At 70.4% G+C, this 26,906-nt stretch carries 17 protein-coding genes; 4 read left to right on the top strand and 13 right to left on the bottom strand.

Annotated elements, in window-relative coordinates; translation table 11 throughout:
• Positions 1 to 148 precede the first annotated feature (148 nt).
• Entirely contained in the window at positions 149 to 1,450 is a 1,302-nt protein-coding gene (locus ACY34J_RS19875) for a PucR family transcriptional regulator (RefSeq protein ID WP_462727850.1), read from the top strand.
• 72 nt (positions 1,451 to 1,522) lie between these two features.
• Here ACY34J_RS19875 and serA read toward each other — a convergent pair whose 3' ends face one another.
• The 6 genes from serA to ACY34J_RS19845 all read right to left on the bottom strand — a co-directional run bounded on the left by serA (position 1,523) and on the right by ACY34J_RS19845 (position 11,390).
• Positions 1,523 to 3,115, bottom strand: a complete 1,593-nt coding sequence (gene serA / locus ACY34J_RS19870) for a phosphoglycerate dehydrogenase (RefSeq protein WP_462727832.1) — start codon at positions 3,113 to 3,115, stop codon at positions 1,523 to 1,525.
• A 301-nt stretch (positions 3,116 to 3,416) separates the two neighbouring features.
• Entirely contained in the window at positions 3,417 to 4,415 is a 999-nt protein-coding gene (gene ilvC / locus ACY34J_RS19865; RefSeq protein WP_462727831.1) for a ketol-acid reductoisomerase, read from the bottom strand.
• Between the two features lie 75 nt (positions 4,416 to 4,490).
• The gene (ilvN, locus tag ACY34J_RS19860; RefSeq protein WP_462727830.1) at positions 4,491 to 5,015 is read right to left on the bottom strand and encodes an acetolactate synthase small subunit; all 525 of its coding nucleotides are present in this window, start codon (positions 5,013 to 5,015) and stop codon (positions 4,491 to 4,493) included.
• Between the two features lie 34 nt (positions 5,016 to 5,049).
• The gene (locus ACY34J_RS19855; protein WP_462727829.1) at positions 5,050 to 6,936 is read right to left on the bottom strand and encodes an acetolactate synthase large subunit; all 1,887 of its coding nucleotides are present in this window, start codon (positions 6,934 to 6,936) and stop codon (positions 5,050 to 5,052) included.
• 263 nt (positions 6,937 to 7,199) lie between these two features.
• Positions 7,200 to 10,154, bottom strand: coding sequence for a putative bifunctional diguanylate cyclase/phosphodiesterase (locus tag ACY34J_RS19850; protein WP_462727828.1), 2,955 nt, complete (start codon positions 10,152 to 10,154; stop codon positions 7,200 to 7,202).
• A gap of 297 nt (positions 10,155 to 10,451) precedes the next feature.
• The gene (locus tag ACY34J_RS19845) at positions 10,452 to 11,390 is read right to left on the bottom strand and encodes a 2-hydroxyacid dehydrogenase (protein WP_462727827.1); all 939 of its coding nucleotides are present in this window, start codon (positions 11,388 to 11,390) and stop codon (positions 10,452 to 10,454) included.
• A gap of 76 nt (positions 11,391 to 11,466) precedes the next feature.
• On the opposite strand from ACY34J_RS19845, the gene ACY34J_RS19840 reads away from it, so the two are divergent.
• Positions 11,467 to 12,525, top strand: a complete 1,059-nt coding sequence (locus ACY34J_RS19840; protein WP_462727826.1) for an aldo/keto reductase — start codon at positions 11,467 to 11,469, stop codon at positions 12,523 to 12,525.
• Between the two features lie 74 nt (positions 12,526 to 12,599).
• On the top strand, positions 12,600 to 13,772 hold the full coding sequence (locus ACY34J_RS19835; RefSeq protein ID WP_462727825.1) for a PQQ-dependent sugar dehydrogenase: 1,173 nt from the start codon (positions 12,600 to 12,602) through the stop codon (positions 13,770 to 13,772).
• A gap of 437 nt (positions 13,773 to 14,209) precedes the next feature.
• Here ACY34J_RS19835 and ACY34J_RS19830 read toward each other — a convergent pair whose 3' ends face one another.
• The gene (locus ACY34J_RS19830) at positions 14,210 to 16,432 is read right to left on the bottom strand and encodes an MMPL family transporter (protein ID WP_462727824.1); all 2,223 of its coding nucleotides are present in this window, start codon (positions 16,430 to 16,432) and stop codon (positions 14,210 to 14,212) included.
• 198 nt (positions 16,433 to 16,630) lie between these two features.
• Positions 16,631 to 18,730, bottom strand: a complete 2,100-nt coding sequence (locus ACY34J_RS19825; protein ID WP_462727823.1) for a phosphocholine-specific phospholipase C — start codon at positions 18,728 to 18,730, stop codon at positions 16,631 to 16,633.
• 211 nt (positions 18,731 to 18,941) lie between these two features.
• On the opposite strand from ACY34J_RS19825, the gene ACY34J_RS19820 reads away from it, so the two are divergent.
• Complete coding sequence (locus ACY34J_RS19820) at positions 18,942 to 20,444, top strand: M81 family metallopeptidase (RefSeq protein WP_462727822.1); 1,503 nt, start codon at positions 18,942 to 18,944, stop codon at positions 20,442 to 20,444.
• Between the two features lie 67 nt (positions 20,445 to 20,511).
• On the opposite strand, the gene gatB is transcribed toward ACY34J_RS19820, so the two are convergent.
• From gatB to ACY34J_RS19795, 5 genes are all read right to left on the bottom strand, one after another.
• On the bottom strand, positions 20,512 to 22,017 hold the full coding sequence (gatB, locus tag ACY34J_RS19815) for an Asp-tRNA(Asn)/Glu-tRNA(Gln) amidotransferase subunit GatB (protein ID WP_462727821.1): 1,506 nt from the start codon (positions 22,015 to 22,017) through the stop codon (positions 20,512 to 20,514).
• A gap of 13 nt (positions 22,018 to 22,030) precedes the next feature.
• Complete coding sequence (locus ACY34J_RS19810; RefSeq protein ID WP_462727820.1) at positions 22,031 to 22,270, bottom strand: hypothetical protein; 240 nt, start codon at positions 22,268 to 22,270, stop codon at positions 22,031 to 22,033.
• Positions 22,271 to 22,358: 88 nt separating this feature from the next.
• Positions 22,359 to 23,852 (bottom strand): Asp-tRNA(Asn)/Glu-tRNA(Gln) amidotransferase subunit GatA, encoded by a 1,494-nt coding sequence (gene gatA, locus ACY34J_RS19805; RefSeq protein WP_462727819.1) that lies wholly within the window; start codon positions 23,850 to 23,852, stop codon positions 22,359 to 22,361.
• Between the two features lie 5 nt (positions 23,853 to 23,857).
• Positions 23,858 to 24,154, bottom strand: coding sequence for an Asp-tRNA(Asn)/Glu-tRNA(Gln) amidotransferase subunit GatC (gatC, locus tag ACY34J_RS19800; RefSeq protein ID WP_462727818.1), 297 nt, complete (start codon positions 24,152 to 24,154; stop codon positions 23,858 to 23,860).
• A 538-nt stretch (positions 24,155 to 24,692) separates the two neighbouring features.
• Positions 24,693 to 26,852, bottom strand: coding sequence for a putative bifunctional diguanylate cyclase/phosphodiesterase (locus ACY34J_RS19795; protein ID WP_462727817.1), 2,160 nt, complete (start codon positions 26,850 to 26,852; stop codon positions 24,693 to 24,695).
• Positions 26,853 to 26,906: the final 54 nt, after the last annotated feature.

Raw genomic sequence — 26,906 nt, 5'->3', positions numbered from 1 at the left:
CGTCAGCTCTGCGGGAGAACTCACCGTGAAAACTAAGGATCGCTCCGATCCTCGGCCATCGACAGGTGTCACGCATCCGTGGCTGGGATCTCAGACAGATGTATGAGAATGGAGAGCGGTACGGACGGTGAGAGTGCGGGGCGGCGGAATGCGCGGCGACTACCAGCAGCTGGTGGACGAGATCTCAGCGGTGCTCGGCGCGCCCGCGACGCTCGAGGACCGTAACTTCGGGCTGATCGCCTTCGGCGCGCACGACAGCGAGGACGACCTCGCCATGGACCCGGTGCGCACCCGGTCGATCCTGCACCGCCGCTCCACCGAGGCCGTGCGGGCCTGGTTCGAGTCCTTCGGGATCGCCCGGGCGAGCGGGCCGGTCCGGATTCCCCCCGATCCGGCCGCGGGCGTGCTCATGGGCCGTATCTGCCTGCCCGTACGCCACCGGGGCATCGTCCACGGCTACGTATGGCTGCTCGACGACGGGCATCTGTCGTCCCTGGAGACCGGTGGGTCGGGGGCACCGCCGGATCCGCGCCTCACTCAGGCCATGGACACCGCCGCCCGGATCGGAGTGCTGCTGGCGGCGGAAGCCCAGGCAGGGGCGCAGCTGGGCGAGATGCTGCGGGATGTGCTGGCGGGGCCGCCGGCCGGGCGGAACGCGGCCGCGGCCGGGCTGCGCGCCGCGCTGGGCGCGCCGGCGGACGGACCGCTGGCGATCGTCGCGGTCACGCCGTGGCTCAGCGAGGGCAACGGTGACGTGCCCGCCCCCGGAGGGCCGGGGTCCGTCCTGGCGGGGCAGCCGGGGGTGGCGGCCATGTGCCTGGCCCCCGTCGCCTCACCGGCAGGGGCCGGGGCGGGCACCGAAGGGCTGGCCGCGTTGGTGCGGCTGCGCGCGACGACGGCTGTCGAACCTGCCCTGACGGCAGCGCATCGCCTGCTGCGCTCACCTCGCGCAGGTTCGGTCACGGCGGGCACCCAGCCGGGCGGGCCATCTGCGGCGCCCAGGACGTCCGGTCGGGCGGCAGCGGCGGAAACGCCCCAGGCGGCGGCGGGCGTCAGCGGTCCGCGCCGGGGCCTGGACGATCTGCCCGCCGCGTGGCAGGAGGCGGTTGCGGCGTCCCGGGCGGCCCGGGCGGAAGCCCAGCTGGGCCCGGTCGCGCAGTGGTCGGACATCGGCCCGTACCGCATGCTGGCAGGGCTGCCGGCCAAGGCCATGCCTGACCTCGCCGTAGCACCGCTGCTCCGGGCCGAAAACAGCCAACTGGCCCGTACGGCCGAGGTGTTCCTCGACTGCGCCGGGCAGGCGGGCCGGGCGGCGGCGGCCCTGGGCATCCACCGGCAGACGCTGTACTACCGCCTGTCGCGGCTGGAGCAGCTCACCGGCCTCGATCTCGACGAGGGCGAGGACCGGCTGCTGCTGCACATGGCGCTGAAGTCCGCACGCCTGCGCTGAATCCGCCGCGGGCGCGAGCAGCCGGCGCCGCGCCGTGCGAACAACGGCTCGGGCCCGCGAGCGCTGGGTCCGTCAGCCCTGGAGGTTGACCGAGCGAGCGGAGGTCGCGCCGATCTCCTGGGAGATCTCCGCCAGTACGGCCGCCGGAACGTTGTCGTCCACCGTCAGGACGACGAGCGCCTCACCGCCCTGGACATTGCGCGACACCTGCATGCCGGCGATGTTCAGGCCCGCCTCGCCGAGGATGCGGCCCACCGTACCGACGACGCCGGGGCGGTCGGCGTAGCGCAGGAAGACCAGGTGGTCGGCCATCGCCAGGTCCACGTCGTGCTCGCCGACCGCGACGATCTTCTGGAGGTGCTTGGGGCCGGCCAGGGTGCCGGAGACCGCGATCTCCTCGCCGTCCGCCAGCGTGCCGCGGACGGTCACCATGTTGCGGTGGTCGGGGGACTCCGAGCTGGTGGTGAGGCGAACCTCGACGCCGCGCTCCTGCGCGAAGAGCGGCGCGTTGACGTAGCTCACGGTCTCGTCGACGACGTCCTCGAAGACGCCCTTGAGCGCGGAGAGCTCCAGCACCTTGACGTCGTGCTGGGTGATCTCGCCGTACACCTCGACGTCGAGCCGGACGGCGACCTCGCCCGCCAGCGCGGTGAAGATCCGGCCCAGGTTCTCGGCGAGCGGCAGCCCGGGACGGACGTCCTCGGCGATGACGCCGCCCTGGATGTTGACCGCGTCCGGGACCAGCTCGCCCGCGAGCGCCAGGCGAACGGACTTGGCGACGGAGATGCCCGCCTTCTCCTGCGCCTCGCCGGTCGAGGCGCCCAGGTGCGGGGTCACCACGACATTGTCGAACTCAAAGAGCGGGGAGTCGGTGCAGGGCTCCTTGGCGAACACGTCCAGCCCCGCGGCCGCGACCCGGCCCTCCTTCAGAGCGCTGGCCAGGGCCGCCTCGTCGACGATCCCGCCGCGGGCGGCGTTGACGATCCGGACCTCGGGCTTGACCTTGTGCAGCGCCTCGTCGCCGATCAGGCCGATCGTCTCGGGCGTCTTGGGGAGGTGGACGGTGATGAAGTCCGAGACCTCCAGCAGCTCGTCGAGGGTGAGGAGCTTGACGCCCATCTGCGCGGCGCGCGCCGGCTGGACGTACGGGTCGTACGCGACGATCTTCATGCCGAAGGCGGACATCCGCTGGGCCACCAGCACACCGATGCGGCCGAGGCCAACCACACCCAGGGTCTTCTCGGCCAGCTCGACGCCGGTGTACTTGCTGCGCTTCCACTCGCCGTTCTTCAGGGCGGCGTTGGCCTGCGGGATGTTGCGCGCCGTGGAGACGATCAGACCGCACGCGAGCTCGGCGGCGGTGACGATGTTGGAGGTCGGTGCGTTGACGACCATCACGCCGGCCTTGGTGGCGGCGGAGACATCGACGTTGTCGAGGCCGACACCGGCGCGGGCGACGACCTTGAGCTTCTTCGCGGCGGCGATCGCCTCGGCGTCGACCTTCGTCGCACTGCGCACGAGGATCGCGTCGACGTCGGCGATGGCAGGGATGAGCTCGGCTCGGTCGGCGCCATTGCAGTGCCGGATCTCGAAGTCCGGGCCCAGGGCATCGACAGTGGCGGGCGACAGCTCTTCAGCGATGAGTACGACAGGTTTCGAGCTCACGGGGGTCCTCAGTCCTCACTTGGTCCTTGGGGGTACCCCTGTGCCCGGAGGCTACAGGGGTGGACGGCCGTCCCGACGGCCGAAGGCGGTGAAGGGGGGCAGCCGCGTGGAAGACGCACGACGCTGTGAGCCTGAACGCGCTTGTGTAATGAGTGTATCGACGGATCCGGGTCAGTTCTGCGCCATCGCGGAAGGATCACCCGGTCGTGGCTGGACGCGGTGGACAACGAAGGGGTGGACAGCAGGGCCGCGGCAGTGGTCGCGTCTCGCGCTCGCTGCCGCGGCCCTGTTGTCGTGAGGCTCAGGCCTCGTCGTTCACCCAGCTCATGAGCTTGCGCAGGTCCTTGCCGGTGGTCTCCAGCAGGTGAGCGGAGTCGGCCTTCTTGTACTCGTTGTACTTCGGCAGACCCGCGTGGTACTCGTCCATCCAGTTCTTGGCGAAGCTGCCGTCCTGGATCTCGGAGAGGACCTTCTTCATCTCCGCCTTGGTCTGGTCGTTGACGATCCGCGGGCCGGTGACGTAGTCGCCCCACTCGGCGGTCTCCGAGACCGACCAGCGCATCTTCTCCAGGCCGCCCTCGTACATCAGGTCCACGATCAGCTTCAGCTCGTGGAGGCACTCGAAGTACGCGATCTCCGGCTGGTAACCGGCCTCGACCAGGGTCTCGAAGCCCGCCTTGACCAGCGCCGAGGCGCCACCGCACAGAACGGCCTGCTCACCGAACAGGTCGGTCTCGGTCTCCTCGGTGAAGGTGGTCTTGATGACACCGGCACGGGTGCCGCCGATGCCCTTGGCGTAGGAGAGCGCCAGCGCGAAGGCGCTGCCGGTCGCGTCCTGCTCCACCGCCGCGATACAGGGAACGCCGCGGCCCTCCTCGTACTGGCGGCGGACCAGGTGGCCCGGGCCCTTGGGGGCAACCAGGGCGACGTCCACGCCGGCCGGGGGCTTGATGAAGCCGTAGCGGATGTTGAAGCCGTGGCCGAAGAACAGCGCGTCGCCGTCCTTGAGGTTGTCCTTGATGGACTCCTCGTAGACCTTGGCCTGGATCGGGTCCGGAACCAGGACCATGATCACGTCGGCCTCGGCGGCCGCCTGTGACGGGGTGACCACACGCAGGCCCTGCTCCTCGGCCTTCTGCCGGGACTTGGAACCCTCGGGCAGGCCGACGCGCACGTCGACGCCCGAGTCACGCAGGGACAGCGCGTGGGCGTGGCCCTGGCTGCCGTAGCCGAGGACCGCGACCTTGCGGCCCTGGATGATGGACAGGTCGGCGTCGTCGTCGTAGAACAGCTCGGCCACTTGGGGTATCTCCTTGATTCGGGTTGTGCTCCCCCACCGTATGACGGGTGGGCGGGGAACGGATGGGGAGTCTCGTTATGCGGATCGTTCGAGAGCGCGCAGCGACCTGTCCGTGATGGAGCGGGCGCCACGGCCTATGGCGATGGTGCCGGACTGCACCAGCTCCTTGATGCCGTACGGCTCGAGCATCTTGAGCATGGCCTCGAGCTTGTCGCTGCCGCCGGTGGCCTCGATGGTGACGGCCTCCGGGGAGACGTCGACGGTCTTGGCGCGGAAGAGCTGGACGATCTCGACGATCTGCGAGCGCGTCTCGTTGTCGGCGCGGACCTTCACCAGGACGAGTTCCCGCTGAATGGCCGACGACGGCTCGAGCTCAACGATCTTCAGGACGTTGACGAGCTTGTTGAGCTGCTTGGTGACCTGCTCCAGCGGGAGCGACTCGACATTCACCACGATGGTGATGCGGGAGATGTCGGGGTGCTCGGTGGTGCCGACGGCGAGCGAGTCGATGTTGAAGCCGCGGCGGGAGAACAGGGCGGTGATCCGGGCCAGGACACCGGGCTTGTTCTCCACCAGGACGGAGAGCGTGTGCTTGGACATGGGCTGGTCGGTCTCTCTTCTCTCGGTCCCTGACTCAGTCGTCTTCGCTGTAGTCGCCGAAGTCCGGGCGGACGCCGCGCGCCGCCTGGATCTCGTCGTTGGAGGTTCCGGCGGCGACCATCGGCCAGACCATCGCGTCCTCGTGGACGATGAAGTCCACGACGACGGGGCGGTCGTTGATGGCGTTGGCCTCTTCGATCACCTTGTCCAGCTCGGCCGGGTCCTCGCAGCGCAGGGCGACGCAGCCCATGGCCTCGGACAGCTTGACGAAGTCCGGGACGCGGGTGCCGCCGCCGGGCTGCTTGCCGGACCCCGCGGCGGAGCCGGTATTGGACGCTGTGGGGCCGGAGTGCAGCACGGTGTTGGAGTAGCGCTGGTTGTAGAACAGGGTCTGCCACTGGCGGACCATGCCCAAAGCGCCGTTGTTGATGATCGCGACCTTGATCGGGATGTTGTTCAACGCACAGGTGACCAGCTCCTGGTTGGTCATCTGGAAGCAACCATCACCGTCGATCGCCCAGACCACCCGGTCCGGCTGCCCGGCCTTGGCACCCATCGCGGCCGGAACCGCGTACCCCATCGTCCCCGCACCACCGGAGTTCAGCCACGTCCCCGGCTTCTCGTAGTCGATGAAGTGCGCGGCCCACATCTGGTGCTGGCCCACACCCGCGGCGTAGATCGTGCCCTCGGGTGCCAGCTGTCCGATCCGCTGGATCACCTGCTGCGGCGACAGGCTGCCGTCCTCCGGCAGGTCGTAGCCCAGCGGGTAGGTCGCGCGCCAGCGGTTGAGGTTCTCCCACCACTCGGTGTAATCCCCGCGACGGCCCTCGGTGTGCTCGGCCTGGACGGCCTGGACCAGGTCGGCGATCACCTCACGGGCGTCACCGACGATCGGCACATCCGCCGCCCGGTTCTTACCGATCTCCGCCGGGTCGATGTCCGCGTGAACGATCTTGGCGAACGGGGCGAAGGAGTCCAGCTTGCCGGTCACCCGGTCATCGAACCGGGCGCCCAGCGCCACGATCAGATCAGCCTTCTGCAGTGCGGTCACCGCGGTGACCGAGCCGTGCATGCCCGGCATCCCCACATGCAGCGGGTGGCCATCGGGGAAGGCCCCCAGCGCCATCAGCGTGGTGGTGACCGGCGCACCGGTCAGCTCGGCCAGCACCTTCAGCTCAGCGGTGGCCCCGGCCTTGAGCACGCCGCCGCCGACGTAGAGGATCGGGCGCCGGGCCTGGGTGATCAGCTTGGCCGCCTCACGGATCTGCTTGGCGTGCGGCTTGGTGACCGGCCGGTACCCCGGCAGTTCCATCTGCGGCGGCCATGCGAACGTCGTCTGCGCCTGCAGCGCGTCCTTGGCGATGTCCACCAGCACCGGCCCCGGACGCCCACTGGCGGCGATGTGGAACGCCTCAGCGATCGTCCGCGGGATCTCCGCCGGATCGGTGACCAGGAAGTTGTGCTTGGTGATCGGCATCGTGATGCCGCAGATGTCCGCCTCCTGGAAGGCGTCGGTACCGATCGCCTTGGATGCGACCTGACCGGTGATCGCCACCAGCGGCACCGAGTCCATGTGCGCGTCAGCGATCGGTGTCACCAGATTCGTCGCGCCGGGGCCGGAGGTGGCCATACACACACCCACCTTGCCCGTCGCCTGCGCATAGCCGGTCGCAGCATGCCCCGCGCCCTGCTCATGGCGCACCAGAATGTGACGCACCTTCGAAGAGTCCATCAGCGGGTCGTACGCAGGCAGGATCGCACCGCCCGGAATACCGAATACCGTGTCGGCGCCGACCTCCTCCAGAGCACGGATGAGGGACTCCGCGCCCGTCACACGCTCGACGAAGGCGGGCTGCTGCCCGCCGCTACGGGCCCGCGGCTGCGGATGGTGGGCCCCGGTGGCCTGCTCGGTCATCGACATTCTCTTCTCGAAGCTGAGGATCTTACGGGGAGTTCTTGGAGTCGCTCCCCGGGTTGGAGTGCGGGGGGTGTGCGAACTACCAGTGGAGGTGCCTGTCAGGTGCCAGTGCAACAAAAAACCCCTCGTGCCGGGAGGCAAGCGAGGGGAGCGCGCCGGGTGCGGTCCGCAGGTCGTTCATGACGGTCCTGCTTCAGCCGACGCGCTTTCCAAGTACGAGAATTCGGGTGCGCATGGCATGACCCTCCCCCGGCACGGCCCCAGTGTCAAGTGGGTGGGACAGGCGTCTCATTATGTGAACACACTGGAGGACGCGTGATCGCGTCGGGACCGGCCTCCCGCCCCTCACTCACCCCCACCCTTTTGGGCAGCTCCGCGGCCCCGTGAGCGCCGAGCCGTACGGGCAGGGCGCTGCTGGTCAGGACGGCCTCGCGGTCGTCGGCCGGGGTCTCCTCGATCTCCGGCACCGGGTACGTGCCCAGCGCCAGGGCGCGACGCAGCCGGTGTTCGTCGAGTGGGCCGGAGAAGGCATTGCCCTGGCCGTGCGTACAGCCCATGGCCCGCAGGGCCGCCACCTGCTCGGGCAGGTCGACACCCTCGGCGACCGATTTGAGGCCCAGGTCCGCGGCGATGCGCAGCAGCCCGGAGGTGATCTTGCGCAGCCGGGGGGACTCGACCAGTCCCTCGACGAGTTCGCGGTCGAGTCTGAGCGCGTCCAGCGGGAGCCGTTGCAGAGCGCCGATGGCGGCACAGCCGCTGCCGAATCCGTCGAGGGCGATCCGTACGCCGAGGCGGCGCAGCGCGACCAGATCCCGCTCGAGCTCCTCGAGCGGGATCCGGTGATCGGTATCGGTCAGTTCCAGCAGTAGTGATCCGGACGGCAGGCCGTGCCGGGTGAGCATGCTTTCGATGCTGCTGAGGGGCACTCCGCGGTCCACCAGCCGACGGGCCGGCAGGCGTACGGCGACGAGGGCGGGGTGGCCTGCGCGGTGCCGCTCGGCGGCCTGCCCGACGGCTTCCTCCAGCAGCCAGCGGCTCAACTCGGCGATGCTGGCGTCCTCCTCGCCCCGGCCCCCGCCGGCGCGGCCCGGGCCCGAGACGCGCAGGAACTCGGCGGGGGTGAAGAGAATGCCCTGGGCGGAGCGCCAGCGCTCCTGCGCGGCGACCGCGGTGATCCGGCCGGTGTCCAGCGCCACGACGGGCTGGTGCAGCAGGATGAATTCGCCGCCCTGCAAAGCGGTCCGGAGCCGGCCGACCAGCTCGGTCCGGTGCACGACCTCGGCCCGCATCTGCGGCGCGTACAGCTCGACTCGGGCCTTGCCGGCGGCCTTGGCGCGGTACATGGCCAGGTCGGCGTTGCGCATCAGGTCGCTGGGGCCGATGCCGCCCTCGGCGAAGGCGACGCCGATGCTGGCCGCGACCCGCACCTCGGTGCCGGAGACGTGGTAGGGGCGGGAGAGGGTGATGCGCAGCCGGTCGGCGATCTCGAGAATGCGGCACTCGCGGGCGGCGGGGTCCCGGGAGCCGTCGCCGAGGATGAGGGCGGCGAACTCGTCGCCGCCCAGCCGGGCGGCCGTGTCCCCCGCTCGTACGGATTCCCGGAGGCGGCGAGCGGCCTGGATCAGCAGTTCGTCACCCGCCTGGTGGCCGATGGAGTCGTTGACCGCCTTGAAACCGTCGAGGTCGATGAAGAGCACGGCCGTGCCGGGGTCGGTGGTGCGGCGGCCGCTGAGCGCCTGCCGGACCCGTTCGGTGAACAGGGCGCGGTTGGGCAGGTCGGTGAGCGGATCGTGCTCGGCGTTGTGGCGCAACTGGGCCTGCAGCCGGACCCGCTCGGTGACATCCCGGCTGTTGAAGATCAGACCGCCGTGGTGGCGGTTGATGGTGGACTCGACATTGAGCCACTGCGGGCCACCGTCGTTGCCGGAGCGGAAACGGCACTCGATGCGGGTGGTGGGTTCCTCCTCGGGGGAGGCCGCCAGAAAGCGCCGTACTTCGTGCAGCACCCCGCCCAGGTCCTCGGGGTGGATGAGGGAGGCGAGTTCGGAGCCGACGAGGTTCTCGGCGTCGATGCCGTAGACGCCGGTCGCGGCGGGGCTGACGTAGCGCAGCACCCCGGTCGGCGCCGCGATCATGATGACGTCGCTCGAGCCCTGCACCAGGGAGCGGAAGTGGTTCTCCTGCCGAGCCAGTTCCTGCGCGAGGGTGATGTTGTCGAGCAGCATGATGCCTTGCCGGACGATCAGGGCGAGCAGCACCGTGCAGGCCGTGAAGACCACGACGCGGTCGACGTGTCTGCCGTCGATGATCGTGTAGAGGATGCCCAGGGTGCAGACGGCGGCCGCGAGGTACGGGGTGAGGGCAGCAAACGAGCCGGAAGCGGGGCGGCTGGAGTGTATGCGGCGCCCGCGGTCGTACTCGGAGCCGTCGCGCCGGGAAACCCATGGGGCGTACGCGAGGAGTGTCGAGCCCGCGAACCAGCCGGCGTCGAGGAGTTGTCCGGAGCGGTAGTGCTCGCGCAGCAGGGGCGAGGTGAACAGCGCGTCGCACAGCACGGTGAGGGCGAGCGCGGCGATGGCGGTGTTGATCGCGGCACGGTTGGCGGTGGACCGCCGGAAGTGCAGCGCCAGGACCATGCTGACCAGCACGATGTCGAGCAGCGGGTAGGCGAGGGCCAGCGCGGTACGGGACACGCTCCCGCCGTCCCAGTGGGCGGTGTGCGCGAGCGCGAGGCTCCAGGAAATCGTGAGGAGCGAGCCGCCGATGAGCCAGGCGTCCAGGGCCAGGCAGACCCAGCCGGTCCGGTCGACGGGGCGCTTGGCGAGAACCAGCAGGCCGACGATCGCCGGCGGGGCGAAGAGCAGGAAGCAGTAGTCGGCAGCCGAGGGCGTGGGCACGGGCTCCCGCAGGACGACTTCATGCCAGCCCCAGATCCCGTTGCCCAGTCCGGCCATCGCGGAGGAGAAGGCGAACAGCAGCCAGGCGGGTGCTAAGCGGCTCGTGCTCCTGCGCGCGTAGCACAGGCAGGAGACCGCGGCCGCCAGTGCGGCGGCACTGAGTCCGAAGTCGCCCATGATCAGGGCGATGCGCGGGGATCCCCAGCCGAACGCCGCGCCGGTGGCGTACCCGCCGCAGACCACGGCGAAAAGGACGTGGGGCAGCAAACCCGCTCCGCCGACGGGAACCTCACGGCGGGAGGCCTCGACCCCCGGGGGGCTCATCGCACCGCCCTGGGGGCGGCGTTCCTGCGTTTGGTTCTCCGCGTGCGTACGCACTTCAGTCGTGCTCTGCAGCCGCGTCGCGTCGGGTCGTTGGTCCATTGGCCATACATCGCCCGTCGCCCCCCTCGAGTTCCGGTCCACGCTGCGCCCGCCGTTCTGTCCGGGATTGCAGCCCCGTCGGACGATACACCAGATTGGTCACTCAGCGACATACCCAATCTACAGAGCGTAACCGGCAGCGAGGATGTGAACACTCAGCGCAGTCGTACACACTCGCAGCGTGAGATCAAATGATGATCAGCCGCTGGTGGCGACCACGTACCGGAGAGGCTCGCCGGCCGCGAAACGGGTCAACTGCTCGCGCAGCAACCGCTTGGCACGAGGCAGGAAAGCAGATGTCGGGCCGCCCACGTGCGGGGTAATGAGCACGCCGGGCGCGTGCCAGAGCGGATGTCCGGCAGGCAGCGGCTCGGGATCGGTGACATCCAGCGCGGCACGCAGCCGGCCGGAATCCAGCTCCGCGAGGAGGGCCTTGGTGTCCACGACCGCTCCGCGGGCGACGTTGACCAGCAGCGCTCCGTTTTTCATCCGGGACAGGAAGTCGGCTCCGACGAGTCCCCGGGTGGCGTCGGTGAGCGGGGTGGAGAGGATCACGACATCGGCATCCGGCAGGATGGCGGGCAGCTCGGTGAGCGGGTGCACCGGGCCGCGCGTAGTAGTGCGGGCGGAGCGCGCGACGCGCGTGATCCGCCCGCACTCGAAGGGGGCGAGCCGGTCCTCGATGGCACTCCCGATCGCTCCGTAGCCCACAATCAGCACGGACTTGTCGGCGAGCGCCGGGTAGAAGTCCTGCCGCCACTCCTCGGCGTCCTGCGCACGAACGAAGCCCGGGATGTCCCGCAGGGAGGCGAGGGTGAGCGCCACGGCCAACTCGGCGGTGCTCGCCTCGTGCACGCCACGCGCGTTGCACAGCTGTACGCCGGGCGGGAGATCGTGCAGTACGGGCAGGACGTGATCGACGCCGGCGGTCAGGGTCTGGACGACGCGTACGGCCGCCATTCGCGGCAGCGGACGGACGGCGACTTCGGGGCCCTTCATATAGGGGACGCCGTAGAAGACACAGCGCGCGGGGTCAGCCGGGAACTCCGGGGCCTCCTCCCAGTGGAAGTAGTCGAACCCCTCGGGGAGCCCCTCAATCTCGTCGGGTGGAAGCGGCAGCCACACGTCAGCAGTCATGTCGGGAGGCTATGCGAAAGCGTTTCCGCGGCTCACGTTAGTTTGTGGGTGGTACGAGGGAGGGGTGCAAGGCCAGGTGGAGCGCAGGACAATCGGCGCTGGGGCGCTCTCCGTGGGCGCGATCGGCCTCGGGTGCATGCCGATGAGCTGGGCATACACCGCCTCCCAGCAGAACGGCGAGAGCTCGCTGCGCACGGTGCACGCCGCTCTGGACCAGGGCACCACGCTGCTCGACACCGCCGATATGTACGGCCCGTTCACCAACGAGCTGCTGGTGGGACGGGTCCTGAAGGAGCGGCGTACGGACGCCTTCGTCGCCACCAAGTGCGGGCTGCTGGTGGGCGAGCAGCACATCGTGGCCAATGGCCGGCCCGGCTATGTCAAGCGGGCGTGCGACGCCTCGCTGCGGCGGCTGCAGACCGATGTGATCGATCTCTTCCAGCTGCACCGGCCGGACCCGGAGGTGCCGGTGGAGGAGACCTGGGGCGCGATGGCGGAGCTGGTCACGGCCGGCAAGGTGCGGGCGCTGGGCCTGTGCGCGTTTCACAAGGGCGCGCAGCGCTCCCGAAGAAGGGTGGGGGCGCCGGGACTGCCCGCACCGGAGGCCGCGCACAGACCGGTGCAGCGGCGCGCCGGGGCGAGGATGCACGATGCGACGATCCGCCAACTGACGCGGGTTCAGCAGGTGTTCCCCGTGAGCACGGTGCACGCTGAGCTGTCGGTGTGGGCGCCGCAGGCGCTGGAGGCGCTGCTGCCGTGGTGCGAGTCGCGCGGAATCGGTTTTCTGGCGGCGATGCCGCTGGGGAACGGGTTTCTCACCGGGACGCTGACGCCGGGGCAGGGCTTCGAGCCTGAGGACATGCGGGCCCGGCACCCGCGCTTCACGGCCGAGATGATGGCGGCGAACCAGCCGATCGTGGCGGGGCTGCGCCGGGTCGCCGAGCGGCATGGGGCAACGCAGGCGCAGGTGGCGCTGGCGTGGGTGCTGGCGCAGGGTCGGCATGTGGTGCCGGTGCCGGGTACGAAGAAGGAGCGCTGGGCGGTGGAGAACGCGGGGGCCGCCGCGCTCCGGCTCGAGCGTGCGGACCTCGCGGAGATCGCGGCGCTGCCGCCGGCCCGCGGCTCATGGGACTGATCGGGAACCTCGGCGCCTCCCGCGGTGTATGAAGCAGTGTGATGCACTTCTGACCGCCGAGAGGATGGCCCATCGTGCGACGACCTGCTGTCACTGCTGCGACTGCCCTGCTGGCAGCCAACGTGCTTCTGCTGCTGGCGGGATGCTCCTCAGGTGGCGGGCAGGACCGCGCCGGGGATCGTACCGAAACATCCCCGCATGCGTCCCGCCAGTCGCCGGCCGTCGACGGGCCCTCGCCGTCAGCCCCTCCGGCAAAGGGCTCCGTACGGGTGGTTCGCACGGTCGCGGAGAACCTGCCTTCGCCCTGGGGGCTGGCGCCGCTGCCCGACGGCGATCTGCTGGTGTCCTCCCGAGATACCGGGAAGATCTTCCGGATCGCCCCCGACAGCGGGAAGAAGACCGTGGTGGGGTCGGTGCCGGGGGTCTCCCCAGGCGGCGAGGGCGGACTGCTGGGCATCGCCGTGGCGCCGACGTTCGGCACCGACCACTTGGTGTACGCCTACTTCACCACCGAATCCGACAACCGCATCGCCCGGATGATCTACGACGAGAAGCGGCCGCCGGGCGACCAGCTGGGGGCGCCTGACACCATCCTCAAGGGCATCCCCAAGGGCACGATCCACGATGGCGGGCGGATCGCCTTCGGTCCGGACAGGATGCTCTACGCCGCGACGGGTGAGGGAGGTGACTCCGAGCTCGCCCAGGACAAGAAGTCGTTGGGCGGCAAGATCTTGCGGATGACGCCGGAGGGCGAGCCCGTGCACGGCAATCCCGAGGCCGACTCGGTGGTCTATTCGTACGGCCACCGCAATGTGCAGGGGCTGGCGTGGGATGCCGACAAGCGGCTGTGGGCGTCGGAGTTCGGGCTGCACACCTGGGATGAGCTCAATGTGATCCAGCCGGGGAAGAACTACGGCTGGCCCGTTGTGGAGGGCAAAGCGGGCAGGCCGCAGTTCGTCGACCCGGTCTTTCAGTGGAGGCCCGCCGAGGCCTCACCCAGCGGGATCGCCTACTCCCAGGGCTCCATCTGGATGGCGGCCCTGCGGGGCGAGCGGCTGTGGCGGATCCCGCTGAAGGGCACCCAGCTGGCGGCGAAACCACAGGCCTTTCTGCAGGGGAAGTTCGGGCGGTTGCGCACGGTGGTCGCCGACGGTGCGGACAGGCTCTGGCTGGTCACGAACGAGACCGACACCCGGGGCACTCCGGTGAAGGGGGACGACCGGATCCTGCAGCTGAAGGTCACCTGACGTCGGTTCGGTCCCGCAGTCGGTGAGTTGAGCGTTACGTGGCGCTGGGGCGCCGGGGCAGCCGGCCGGCTCCGGTTCGGCGAAGAGTCGCATCCGGTGAGCCAGGGCGGCCGCTCCGCCCCGGCCCGAGATTGCGGGTCCGTGGGCCTTGGGTCCACCAGTCCGGGCGGCCTCCGGACGGCCCCAGCACCCTGAGGCAGCCGGCCGCGGGCTGCCTGAGGTCACCTCAGGTCCTTATGTCGCTAACCACCGATGGACCGGCGCTTCCAGCCGCCGGCTGTGACCTCGGCTGCCTGCGTCGCCACGAGACCGCACTGCGCCCGTACGCGGACATGCCCGCACGAGCGCGGACCGCAAACCTACAGGGAGAAGCCCGTACGACAACGGACGGCCGATTCTGAGAACCAGCCCGCGCACCAGCGCGGGTGCCTACGTCCTCAAGAGCGCGACAGCGTGTCGCCGGTGGTGTCGGCCTGGTCGCCTTGGCGCTGGCCCGGCACGGTCGCCACCGGCCGCGCCTCGGGCGGCTCGATGCTGAACCTCGGCAGCAGCCGGTCGACCCAGCGTGGCAGCCACCAGTTCGCGTGCCCCAGCATGTGCATCAGCGCGGGGACCAGCAGCGTCCGCAGGACGAACGCGTCCAGCGCGACGGCCGCCGCCAGCCCGATGCCGAACATCGCGATGATCCGGTCACCGCTGAGAACGAACGCCGAGAAGACAGAGATCATGATGATGGCCGCGGAGTTGATCACTCGGCTGGTCTCGGCCAGGCCGACGCGGACCGCGCGCCGGTTGTCCCGGGTCTGCTGCCACTCCTCGTACATGCGGCTGACCAGGAAGACCTGGTAATCCATGGACAGTCCGAAGAGCACCGAGACCATGATCACCGGCAGGAAGGGCTCGATCGGTCCCGCCTTGCCCAGCCCCAGCAGCTCGCTGCCCCATCCCCACTGGAAGATGGCGACGACGATGCCGAAGGACGAGGCCACGGCGGCGATGTTCATCAGCGCCGCCTTGAGCGGGATGCCGATGCTGCGGAACGCGAGCAACAGCAGGAGGCAGCCCAGCGCGACGACCATGCCCACGAACAACGGCAGCTTGTCGATGATCAGCGAGGCGAAGTCGTCGTAAGCGGCCGTGACCCCACCCACAGCGGTGTCCAGCGAGGTGCCCTTCTCGGCCTTGGGCAGCACCTCGCCGCGCAGGTGCTTGACCAGGTCGGACGTGGCCTTCGACTGGGGAGCGGTCTGCGGCACCACCGTGATCATGCCGGTGCCGCCGCCGGCGTCGACCACGGCTGAGGACACCTGAGCGACGCCCGGGGTCTCCCGCAAGGTCGCGGGCAGCTTGTCGAACGCGACCCGGTCGGCGGCGCCGTCGATACGGGACACCAGCGTCAGCGGCCCGTTAAAGCCGGGGCCGAAGCCCTCGGAGAGCATGTCGTATGCCTGCCGGGTCGTGGTCCCGACCCGGTCATTGCCCTGATCCGAGGTGCCCAGATGGAGCGAGAAGGTCGGCAGTGCCAGCACGACCATCACGACGGCCGCGAGGCTGCCGAGCAGCTTCGGATGCCGCTCGACGAAGGCCGCCCAGCGGGCGGCCAAGCCGGTGGGCAGCTCGGGCTGCCCCCCGTGCCCAGCCAGACGACGACGCTCTCGGCGGCTCAGCGCCCGCATCCCGATGACGCCCAGCAGGGCCGGTAGCAAAGTGACCGAGGCAGCCACGGTGAGGACGACGGTGAGGGAGGCCGCCACGGCGACGCCGTTCAGGAAGTCCAGCCGCAGGAAGAACATGCCGAGCAGCGCTATGCAGACGGTGACTCCCGCGAAGACGACCGCTCGTCCCGAGGTGGCCACCGCGCGCTGCGCCGCCTCGGCCACCGGCAGCCCCCGCCGCAGCCCTCTGCGGTGCCGGGTGATGATGAACAGCGCGTAGTCGATGCCCACGCCCAAGCCGATGAGCATGCCCAGCATGGGTGCGAAGTCGGCCACTGTCATCGCGTGCCCGAGCAGCCCGATGCCCAGATAGCCGGTGCCGACGCTGACGAGGGCGGTGGCGATGGGCAGCAGCATCGCCGCAAGCGAGCCGAAGGCGAGGAGGAGCACCACCGCCGCGGCGAGGATGCCGACGACCTCACTGGTGTGCGCTTCGGTCTTCTGGGTGAGCCCGATGCCCGCTCCGCCCAGCTCGACCTGGAGATCGCCGGTCTCGGCGGCTTTCGCGGTGTCGATCACCCGCTGCACCTGGCCCCGGGCGAGGTCGTTGCTGGGCTTGTCGAAGGTGACGGTGGCGTACGCGGTGTGGCCGTCCCGGCTGATCTGGCCGGGTCCCTGCGTGCCGTACGGGCTGGTGACGGTGGCGACGCCCGGCATGTCCGCGATCTTGTGGAGCGCCGTGGTCATCCGGTCCTCGACGCCAGTGGCGCGGACCGTTCCCCGTTCCGTGTGCCAGACGATGGTGCCGCGGTCGCCGTCCTGTCCGGGGAAGGCCTTCCGTATGAGCTGCCCGGCCCGGCCCGACTCGGTCCCGGGCACCTTGTAGTCGTTGGAGTACGAGGATCCTGCGATGCCGGCGGTGGTGGCGACGCCGGCGAAGGCGGCGAGCCAGAGCACGATCACGACGAGGCGGTGCCGAAAGCACCACCTGGCGAGTGCGACCAAGATCTCTGCTCCCTGCCTGCTGCGTACCGTGGATCTTTCAGAGGAACCGCCCCTGAAAGGCGCAAGACGTACACAGCCTACTGTTACAGCCGAAAGTGATCTTTTGACCGGTTCGTGGGGTTACTCACACCAGACGCGGGCAACTGCGGCGGGGCGGCCCCACGCGTGCGGGGGCCGCCCCATGGGACGTCTCAGCGGTCAGCCGCTGATGCTCTCGTAGCCGTTCTCGATGTGCCCCATGAGACGCCGGTGAAAGCTGTCATCCTCGGTGACGGCGACGGCCAGGTCGTACCAACCGTGGGCGTCGGCAGCCGAGTGGACGATCGTACGGCTGCGCCCCGGCTTCACCACGACCTCGCGCGTCCAGTTGTCGAGGTCCGCCTCGTCCACGTAGCCGAGCGGGCGCACGCTGAAGGTGACCGGGCGCGTGCCGCGGTTGATGAGCGTGAGGTGGACGTCACGCTCTTGCGCGTCGATACGGGAGGCCACCTCGGGCCCGGCGGCCGCCGTCCCGGCGAACTCCCGGCGGAAGCCGTTCGGCCCGGTCACGGTGAAGCGGTACCTCTCCCCCGGCACGGGCACGTCCCAGTCCGCGGCCCCCTTGACGTCCTTGTGCTGCGGGGTCGCGAACTCGGACGCGTACGGGTAGAGCGCGAAGTGGGCGCTGGAGCGTCCGGTGTTGGCCAGGGACAGCCTGAAGGTCTTGCCGTCGAGCCGGCCGTGAGCGTCCGGCTGGTACGGCAGCGGGCGCGCGGGCCGGACGCCCGGCTCCTGCACGGGCATCTTCTGGTCGGCGGGCGGCTCGGGCCGCCAACGGCCGGTGAACGGCGGGATCGAGCCAGGCTGGTCGACCGCCGGCTGCGGCCGGCGGCGCCGGAAGTCGAAGGCCGAGGTGAGATCGCCGGTCACCGTACGGCGCCACGGGGTGATGTTGGGCTCCTCGATGCCCGTCCACCGCTCCAGGAAGCGGATCACGGAGGTGTGGTCGAAGACCTCGGAGCAGACGTAGCCGCCGACGCTCCACGGGGAGACGACGAGCATCGGCACGCGGATGCCGAGACCGGTGGGAAGGCCGTTCCAGGTCTCGTCCTCGTTCCCCGCCGGCGGAACGGGCGGCGGGACATGGTCGAAGAACCCGTCGTTCTCGTCGTAGGTGATCAGGACAGCGGTGTGCCGCCACACCTCGGGGTGTGAGGCGAGGGCGTCGAGGACCTTGTAGACGATGGTCGCGCCGGCGATCGGCGACGAGGAGCCGGGGTGCTCGGAGTCGACGGCCGACGGCACCAGGTACGAGACCTCGGGCAGCTTGCCGGCGGCGACGTCCTTGCGGAAGGTGTCGGCGAGGCTGCCGGTCGGCTCTCGGCGCAGCGCCCGCTCGAAGAGGCCGCGCTCAGCGGGGGTGAGGGTGGCCACGCCCTCGTCGAGCAGGGCGAGCAGCCGCTTGCGCTCGTCCTCGGAGGTGGCCTGGTCGCGCACCGTGGCGTAGAAGGCCTCCATGTATGTGAAGTCGCCCGCCCTGGCGAGCGCCTTGCGCGCGATCTTCTTGAAGGCGGTGAAGAACTCCAGGTTGTTGTCGGTGAAGTTCTCCCACTCCTGGTACGTCTTCCAGGTCCGCCCGGCCTTCTCCAGCCGCTCGGCGTAGGTGGTCCAGGGGTAGCCGGGGTGGGTGCCCTCGTCGTAGGCGTCATTGCCGACGGCCCGCTTGCCGCCGGCCTCGTAACCGGTCCAGCCGCTCCACAGATGGTTCCGGTTGGGGCTGGTGGAGGTGTGGATGGAGGAGTGGTAGGCGTCGCAGATGGTGAAGGTGTCCGCGAGCTCATAGTGCAGCGGCAGGTCGCGGCGGTCGTAGTACGCCATGGTGGCCGCGGTCTTCGCCGAGACCCAGTTGTCCATCCAGCCGCCGTGCCAGGCGGAGCCTCCGCCGTTCCAGCTGTGGTCCAGGGCGCTGATGTACTGCAGGTCCTTCTTCTGCGCCGCGGCCGCGTCCCAGATGGGGAAGGGCAGGACGGTGCTGCCGCGCGGGCCGGGCTGAGCGAAGACCGGTTTGCCGCCGGGGAGCTCGATCGCGTTGCGGTCGCTGAAGCCGCGCACACCCCGGAGGGTGCCGAAGTAGTGGTCGAAGGAACGGTTCTCCTGCATCAGGATCACCACATGCCTGATCGCTTCCAGACCACCGGTGGGAGGCCCGGCCGCGAGCGCCGCCTGCAGCGAAGGGGGCAGCAGCGATCCGGCGGCCGTCGCACCGACCGTGCCCGCTCCGAGGGCGAGCAGTCGCCGCCGTGAGATGTCCGTCGTCAAGAAAGCCTCCCCATTGAGCTGCTGACGGCGGGACGCTAGCCAGGGCAGATTGACGTGGGAAGGCCGGTGGACGACGTGGCGGGAAACGTCCCGGCGCCCCCGGAAGATCCGGGTGCCCCCGCCGCGCGACGCGACAGATCACCATGAATCGTCCGGAACCGGCCGCTATTCTCAGCCGTGAGTCGGCGGGACGTGAAGAAAGCGAGCCAGCATGTCATCCTCCGCAGAACCGACCGCCGCCCCCACCCCCACCCGCAGGCTCCGGATCGGCATCGGCGGTATGGCGACCGCGTCGAGCGCCTTCTCCCCGCACCGCTCGACGTACGACGACTTCCAGATCAAGCGCGGCCGCGCACTGCTGGAGCGCTACTCCTGGACCCGGCCGGACAGCGACCTGAGCACCCTCGCCGAGTGGGTGCCGCTCGTTCACGCCGAAGCCCTCCCCGGCGGCCCGGTCGACCCGGATACCTACCGGCGCATCAAGACCGAACTCGTCGAACGCATCCGGGAGGCCGCGCCCCTCGACGGCCTGGTCCACGACATCCACGGAGCGATGAGCGTGGTCGACATGGAGGACGCCGACGGCGATCTCACCGGCGCCGCACGGGAGGCCATCGGCCAACAGGCCCTCATTTCCGTCGCGATGGATACGCACGGCCACCTCTCCGAGCCCTTCGTCCGCGACCTCGACCTGATCACCGCCCACCGCCTCTCCCCACACCAGGACGCCGTGCACACGCGCGAACGCGCCGCCCGCAAGCTGGTGGAACGGCTCGTCGCCGGCAAGGCCCGGCCGCATGTGGCCTGGGTGCAGGTGCCCATGCTGCTGCCGGGAGAGAAGGCCGACACCCGCTGGGAGCCGGCCCGGTCGCTGTTCGGGCGGCTGTCCTCCATCGAGGCGATGGACGCGGTGGTGGATGCGGCGGTCTGGGTCGGCTACGCCTGGGGGGACGAGCCGCGCTGCAGGGCGGCGGTCGTCGTCACCGCCGACGATCCGGTGCTCGCCGTCGAGCAGACCCGCTCACTGGCGCGCGAGTACTGGGATGCCCGCCGGGACTTCACCCTCCCCGCACCGGCCTGCGGCGCCGACACGTGCATCGCCCAAGCCGTGGCGTCCGATGCCCGCCCGTTCTTTGTCAGCGACACCGGTGACAACCCGGCCGCGGGCGGGACCGGCGACCTGCCGTACATGCTGCGCAGGCTGCTGGCCAACGAGGAGCTGTGGGCCGGGCGGGTGACCGCTTTGCACGCGGGGATCGCCGACCCGCGCTCCGTCCTCGCGTGCCTCGCCGCGGGCATCGGCGGCCTGGTGACGCTGCACGTGGGCGGCGCGATCAGCGGGGGCACGGGCTCCTACGCGGATGCGTACGTGCTGAGCGGGGAGGTCGTGGCACTGCACCGGGACGACGCGGTCGGCGGCGCTCTGGCGGCAGTGCGCAGCGGCGGGGTCACGGTGGTGCTGACCAGCCGCCGCAAGCCGTTCCGCACGCTCGCGGACTTCGGGGAACTGGACCCACGGACGTACGACCTGGTCGTCGTCAAAACGGGGTGCCTGGAGCCGGAGCTGTACGAGGTGGCCGCGGACTGGCTGCTCGCCCTCACGCCGGGCGCGGTGGACCAGAGCTTGCTCGGGCTCGGCCATCGCCGCCTGCAGCGCCCGCTGTTCCCGTTCGATCCGGACATGACAGCAGAGCTGTCACCGGTGCTGCTCTGAGCACTTTCCCCGCCCACCCGCCCCGCAGCGGGGCAGGTGGGCGGGGAACGTCATGCATGCGAGGCGCTCAGCCCTCGACGCCCAGCTTCTCCAGGATCAGCTCGCGCACCCGTGCCGCGTCCGCCTGGCCGCGGGTGGCCTTCATGACCGCGCCGACCAGCGCGCCCGCCGCCTGCACCTTGCCGCCGCGGATCTTGTCGGCGATCGCCGCGTTGGCCGCGATGGCCTCGTCGACGGCCGCGCCGAGCGCGCCCTCGTCCGAGACGACCTTCAGGCCGCGCTTCTCGACGACCGTGTCCGGGTCGCCCTCGCCCGCGAGCACGCCTTCGATCACCTGGCGGGCCAGCTTGTCGTTGAGCGTGCCCTCCTTGACCAGGGCAGAGACGCGCGCGACCTGGGCCGGGGTGATCGGCAGTTCGGAGAGCTCGACGCCGTCCTCGTTGGCACGGCGGGCCAGTTCACCCATCCACCACTTACGGGCCTGGTCGGCCGGGGCGCCCTCCCGGATCGTGGCGACGATCGGGTCGATCGCACCGGCGTTGAGGACGGACTGCATCTCGTGCTGGGAGATGCCCCACTCCTCGCGCAGCCGGATGCGGCGCTCGCGCGGCAGCTCCGGCAGCGTGGTCCGCAGTTCCTCGACCCACTCGCGAGGGGGAGCGACCGGCACCAGGTCCGGCTCGGGGAAGTAGCGGTAGTCCTCGGCTTCCTCCTTCACACGGCCGGAGGTCGTGGTTCCGGCGTCCTCGTGGAAGTGCCGGGTCTCCTGGATGACCTTGCCGCCCGCGTTCAGTACGGCGGCGTGCCGCATGATCTCGAAGCGGGTCGCGCGCTCAACGGAGCGGAGCGAGTTGACGTTCTTGGTCTCGGAGCGGGTGCCGAACGTCGACTCGCCGATGGGCCGCAGCGACAGGTTCACGTCGCAGCGCATCTGGCCCAGCTCCATCCGGGCCTCGGAGACGCCCAGCGCCCTGATGAGTTCGCGCAGCTCGGCGACGTACGCCCGGGCGACCTCGGGAGCCTTCGCGCCGGCGCCGACGATCGGCTTGGTGACGATCTCGATCAGCGGGATGCCGGCCCGGTTGTAGTCGAGGAGGGAGTGCGTGGCGCCGTGGATACGGCCGGTCGCACCACCCACGTGGGTCGACTTGCCGGTGTCCTCCTCCATGTGGGCGCGCTCGATCTCGACCCGGAAGGTCTCGCCGTCGACCTCGACGTCCAGATAGCCGTTGTACGCGATCGGCTCGTCGTACTGGGAGATCTGGAAGTTCTTCGGCATGTCCGGATAGAAGTAGTTCTTCCGGGCGAAGCGGCACCACTCCGCGATCTCGCAGTTGAGGGCAAGGCCGATCCGGATGGCGGATTCGACGCCGGTCTCGTTGACGACCGGAAGCGAGCCCGGCAGGCCGAGGCAGGTGGGGCAGGTGTGCGAGTTGGGCTCGGCACCCAGGGCGGTGGAGCACCCGCAGAACATCTTGGTCTCGGTGCCGAGTTCGACATGGACCTCGAGGCCCATCACGGGCTCGTAGGCCGCCAGCGCGTCCTCGTACGACACCAGTTCAGTGACGGTCACGGAAAACTACCTCTCAGTCCGCCAGGACATCGTCGTCGCCGATACGGCGGAGTTCGCGTACGAGCAGGGCGACGCCGGTGGCGATGGCGGCGGCGGACACCACCGCATCCAGGAGCATCAGCTTGTCGCCCTCGAGACGGGCCTTCTTCGCCTGCTTCATCACGCCGAGCGCGCCGAAGAGCGTGGTCCCGATCGACAGGTATGTGCCGGGCTTGGACTTCTTGAAGTTCTTCGCCTTCTTCAGCGTGCTCACTGCGCCTCCTCGTTTGCTTCTCCGCCCGCTCGGCGCAGAGGTGCGGGTTTCGCGGCCGGGTGCGGCCCGGCGGCCTCGCGTGCGACGCTCACAGTGCCGGCGCCTCCTCCAGCAGCGGGTGACCCCAGCGGGCGGTGAGGGCGGCCTCGACCGCTGCGCCCACCCGGTAGAGCCGGTCATCGGCCAAGGCGGGGGCGATGATCTGCAGCCCCACCGGGAGCCCGTCCTCCGGAGCCAGGCCGACGGGCAGCGACATCGCGGCGTTGCCGGCCAGGTTGGACGGGATGGTGCACAGGTCGGCGAGGTACATCGCCATCGGGTCGTCGACACGCTCGCCGATCGGGAAGGCGGTGGTCGGGGTGGTCGGCGAGACCAGCACGTCGACCTGCTCGAAGGCCTTCTCGAAGTCGCGCTTGATCAGCGTACGGACCTTCTGCGCGGAGCCGTAGTAGGCGTCGTAGTAGCCGGAGCTGAGCGCGTAGGTGCCGAGCATGATGCGGCGCTTGACCTCGGGGCCGAAGCCGGCCGCCCGGGTCTTGGCCGTGACCTCCTCCGCCGAGCGCGTGCCGTCGTCACCGACCCGCAGGCCGTAGCGCAGGCCGTCGAAGCGGGCGAGGTTCGAGGAGCACTCGGACGGGGCGATCAGGTAGTACGCGGCCAGCGCCCGGTCGAAGGAGGGGCAGGAGATCTCGACGACCTCGGCACCCAGCTCGCGCAGCAGCTCCACGGACTCGTTGAAGCGCTGCATGACGCCGGCCTGGTAGCCCTCGCCGGCGAACTCCTTGACCACGCCGATACGCATGCCCTTGACGTTGCCGTTGCGGGCGGCCTCGACGACCGGCGGGACCGGGGCGTCGATGGAGGTCGAGTCGAGCGGGTCGTGCCCGGCGATGATCTCGTGGAGCAGCGCGGCGTCCAGGACCGTACGGGCGCAGGGCCCGCCCTGGTCGAGGGAGGAGGAGAAGGCGACCAGGCCGAAGCGGGAGACGCCGCCGTAGGTCGGCTTGACGCCGACGGTGCCGGTGACCGCGCCCGGCTGGCGGATCGAGCCGCCGGTGTCGGTGCCGATGGCCAGCGGTGCTTCGAAGGAGGCGAGCGCCGCGGCGGAGCCGCCGCCGGAGCCGCCGGGGATACGGGTGAGGTCCCAGGGGTTGCCGGTGGGGCCGTAGGCGCTGTTCTCGGTGGAGGACCCCATGGCGAACTCGTCCATGTTGGTCTTGCCGAGAACGACGACGTCCGCTGCCTTCAGCTTCTTGGTGAGCGTGGCGTCGTACGGCGGGATCCAGCCCTCGAGGATCTTCGAACCGCAGGTGGTCGGGACGCCCTCGGTGGTGAAGACGTCCTTGAGCGCGAGCGGCACACCCGCGAGCGGGCCCAGCTTCTCGCCGCGCTCACGCTTGGCGTCGACGGCGCGGGCCTGCGCGAGGGCGCCCTCCCGGTCGATGTGGAGGAAGGCGCGAACCTTCTCGTCGACGGCCTCGATACGGGCCAGGTGGGCCTCGGCGACCTCTACGGCCGTGACCTCGCCGGAGGCGATCTTCGCCGCGAGCTCAGCGGCGGTGAGCTTGATCAGATCGGCCATGCGGTTCACTCCTCCCCCAGGATCTGCGGCACCTTGAAACGCTGCTGCTCCTGCGCCGGGGCCCCGGACAGGGCCTGCTCGGGGGTCAGAGACGGACGGACCTCGTCCGCCCGCATGATGTTGGTCAGCGGCAGCGGGTGGGAGGTCGGGGGGACGTCCTCGTCGGCCACATCGGAAACGCGGGCGACCGCGCCGATGATCACGTCGAGCTGTTCGGCGAAGTGGTCGAGCTCTTCGTCGGTCAGCTCCATTCGTGACAGCCGAGCGAGGTGGGCGACCTCCTCGCGCGTGATGCCAGGCATGCAGCGATCCTCAAGGGTGAGTGTGTAGGTTTCGGGCCCAATCCTATGGCTCGCGGCTCGTTCCCCGCGAAAACGCCTCCCCGCTGTGGAATACGTGGCCACCGGGCTCGGCCCGCTGCCCCCCTGCCCAGCGCTCCGCGCCGGGCACTTTTCCCGCCTGCCCGGCCCCAAGGGGCGGCAGAGCGAGCAGCCATTCTGCGCAGCGGCGCGCCCGCGTGGAAGCGACCACCGGGCTCGGCCCGGATGCCCGCTTTCGGCGCTCGGGCCGGGGCACTTCTCCCGCCCGCCCCCAAACGCGGAGCGGGCGGGCAGCCGAAAAGGATGTACGGGCAGCCCCTCTGTGGCGGGGCAGGACCGCGTGCGCCGGCCTTGTGGCCAGTGCCGCGTCAGCCAGGGTTTGCCCCGCTCGCCGCCCTGGCACGGCCATCTGCTGCGTTGCCCGATCGACCGAGTAGGCCCACCACGAGGCCGATCCGGCGCCTTGCAGCTGACCGCACCAGGTCACCTCGCTACCGGGCAAACCCTGGCTGACGCGGCACTAGTTCACCGGTTGGCCGGAAGGGCTGTCGGCCTTCTTGATCGCGGCGGGATCCGGGTTCGCCCGCGGCTCGCGGTGCCAGCCGTGCTTCCCCCGCAGCTGCAGCCACGCCATCGTCTCCTCCGGCGGCATCGCCGCCGCGACGAGCCACCCCTGCACCGCGTCGCAGCCCAGGTCCCGCAGCCGCTCCCAGGTCTCGTCGTCCTCGACGCCCTCCGCGACGACCAGCAGCCCCAGCGAGTGCGCCAGGTCCACCGTGCAGCGGACGATCTCCGCATCCACCGCGTCGACCGCGAGCCGGGCCACGAACGACCGGTCGATCTTGAGTTCGCTCACCGGCAGCCGCCGCAGATGCACCAGCGACGAGTAGCCCGTACCGAAGTCGTCGAGCGACATCTTCACCCCGTGGCCCGTCAGCCCGGCCATGGTGTCCGCGGCGCGCTGCGGGTCCTCCAGCAGCACGTGTTCCGTTATCTCCAGCTGCAGCGCCCCGGGCGGGACCCCGTGCCGGGCCAGCCGGGCGGCGACCGCCCCCGCGAACCCGGGGGTGTGCACATCACGCGGCGAGACGTTCACCGCGACCGGGACCTCCAGGCCCGCCGCCCGCCAGCGGGCGACTTGACTGAGCGCGGCCTCCAGCACGTACTCGGTCAGCTGCGGCATCAGTCCGGACGATTCGGCGATGGCGATGAACTCATCGGGGCTCACCCGCCCCCGCTCCGGGTGCACCCACCGTACGAGCGCCTCCAGCCCGGCGACGCGGCCGTCGAAGCCGACCTTCGGCTGGTAGTGCAGCTCGACCTCACCCGCGTCCAGCGCGCGCCGCAGATCGGCGAGCAGGCCCAGCCGGTCAGGAGTGTTGCCGTCCCGCCTGGCCTCGTACACCTCGACACCGCTGCGGTCCCGCTTGGCCTGGTACATCGCCACGTCCGCACGCCGCAGCAGCCCCTCCGCGTCCACCGCGTGGTCGGGGAAGACCGCGAGGCCGGCGCTGGCTTCCAGGACGAGGGTGAGGCCGTCGAGGTCGAGCGGCGAGCCGAGCGCCGCGACCAGCTGCCGGGCCACGCGCTGCGCACTGGTCGTGGAGTCGGCCACGGGCAGCAGGACGGCGAACTCGTCGCCGCCGAGCCGCGCGGCCTCGGCGCCGCGCGGCAGCGCGACCCGCAGCCGCTCGGCGATCTGGAGCAGCAGCCGGTCGCCCGCCAGATGCCCGAGCGTGTCATTGACCGAGCGGAACCGGTCGAGATCGATCAACAGCAGAGCCGAGCGCGCCCCGATCCGCTCCGCCTCGTCCAGCGCGGTCCAGGTGCGTTCGAGCAGCCACTGACGGTTCGGCAGACCGGTCAGCGGGTCGCGCAGCTGCTCCTCGGCCCGCGCACGGGCGATCCACAGGGTGGAGTCGAGGGCGATCAGCGGCACCGCGAACAGCGGGAGCAGTACGGGCATGTACGCGGCCACCGCGCAGATGAGCGGCGCGATCCCGAGCAGCGCAACCGCTACAAGGGCCTGCCGGGCCAGGGCCGTTCGGGCGATGGTCGGCAGCCGGCCGGTGCGCGGGGCCACCAGGAACCACAGCAGGGCGCGGGTGACCCCGAGATACCCTAAGGCGGCGAGCAGGACCTCGGGCAGTACGAAGAGGTCCCAGGTCCCGGGCCGCCAGGGGTGTTCGATGGACGGTACGGTGCCGAACGCCGCGAGGACGAGCGCCGCCGCGCCGATTCCGGGGATGTCCACCGCCCCGTGCAGCACCCCCCGCCACCAGCGGTTCCGCCGGGCGGCGCCCACGAGCACCACCACGGCGAGGCTGACCAGCGCGGCGGGCACCCAGCCGTAGAGCAGCAGCACGGCCAGGGTGAGGGCGGCCCCGGACCCGGGGCCGCCCCACCAGCGGTCACGGCCGAGCGCGACCAGATGGCCCACGATCATGCCGGTGAGGATGGCCAGCGACCATCCCGTGGTGGCGTTCGGAAAGAACGCGCGGCCGTCGCTGACGATCTGGAAGGCGCCGGTGGCCAGGGCAAGTCCGGCGACGGCGACAGCGGCGATCGGCAGGGCGGAGTTCCGCTTCGGTCCGGCGGGCCGTCTCCGTACCTCGTGGGAGACAAAGCCCGTGAACCAGCGCAGCCGTGACGCCGGATCGGCGCTCTCGGTCGGTTTCATGCCCGTCCCTCTCACAGCCGGCGGTGCCCACGCCATGTCGCGATGGCCTGATCC

The sequence above is a fragment of the Streptomyces sp. HSS9-12 genome (genome assembly GCF_054963655.1).
This window is presented reverse-complemented; position numbering and strand designations above follow the sequence as displayed.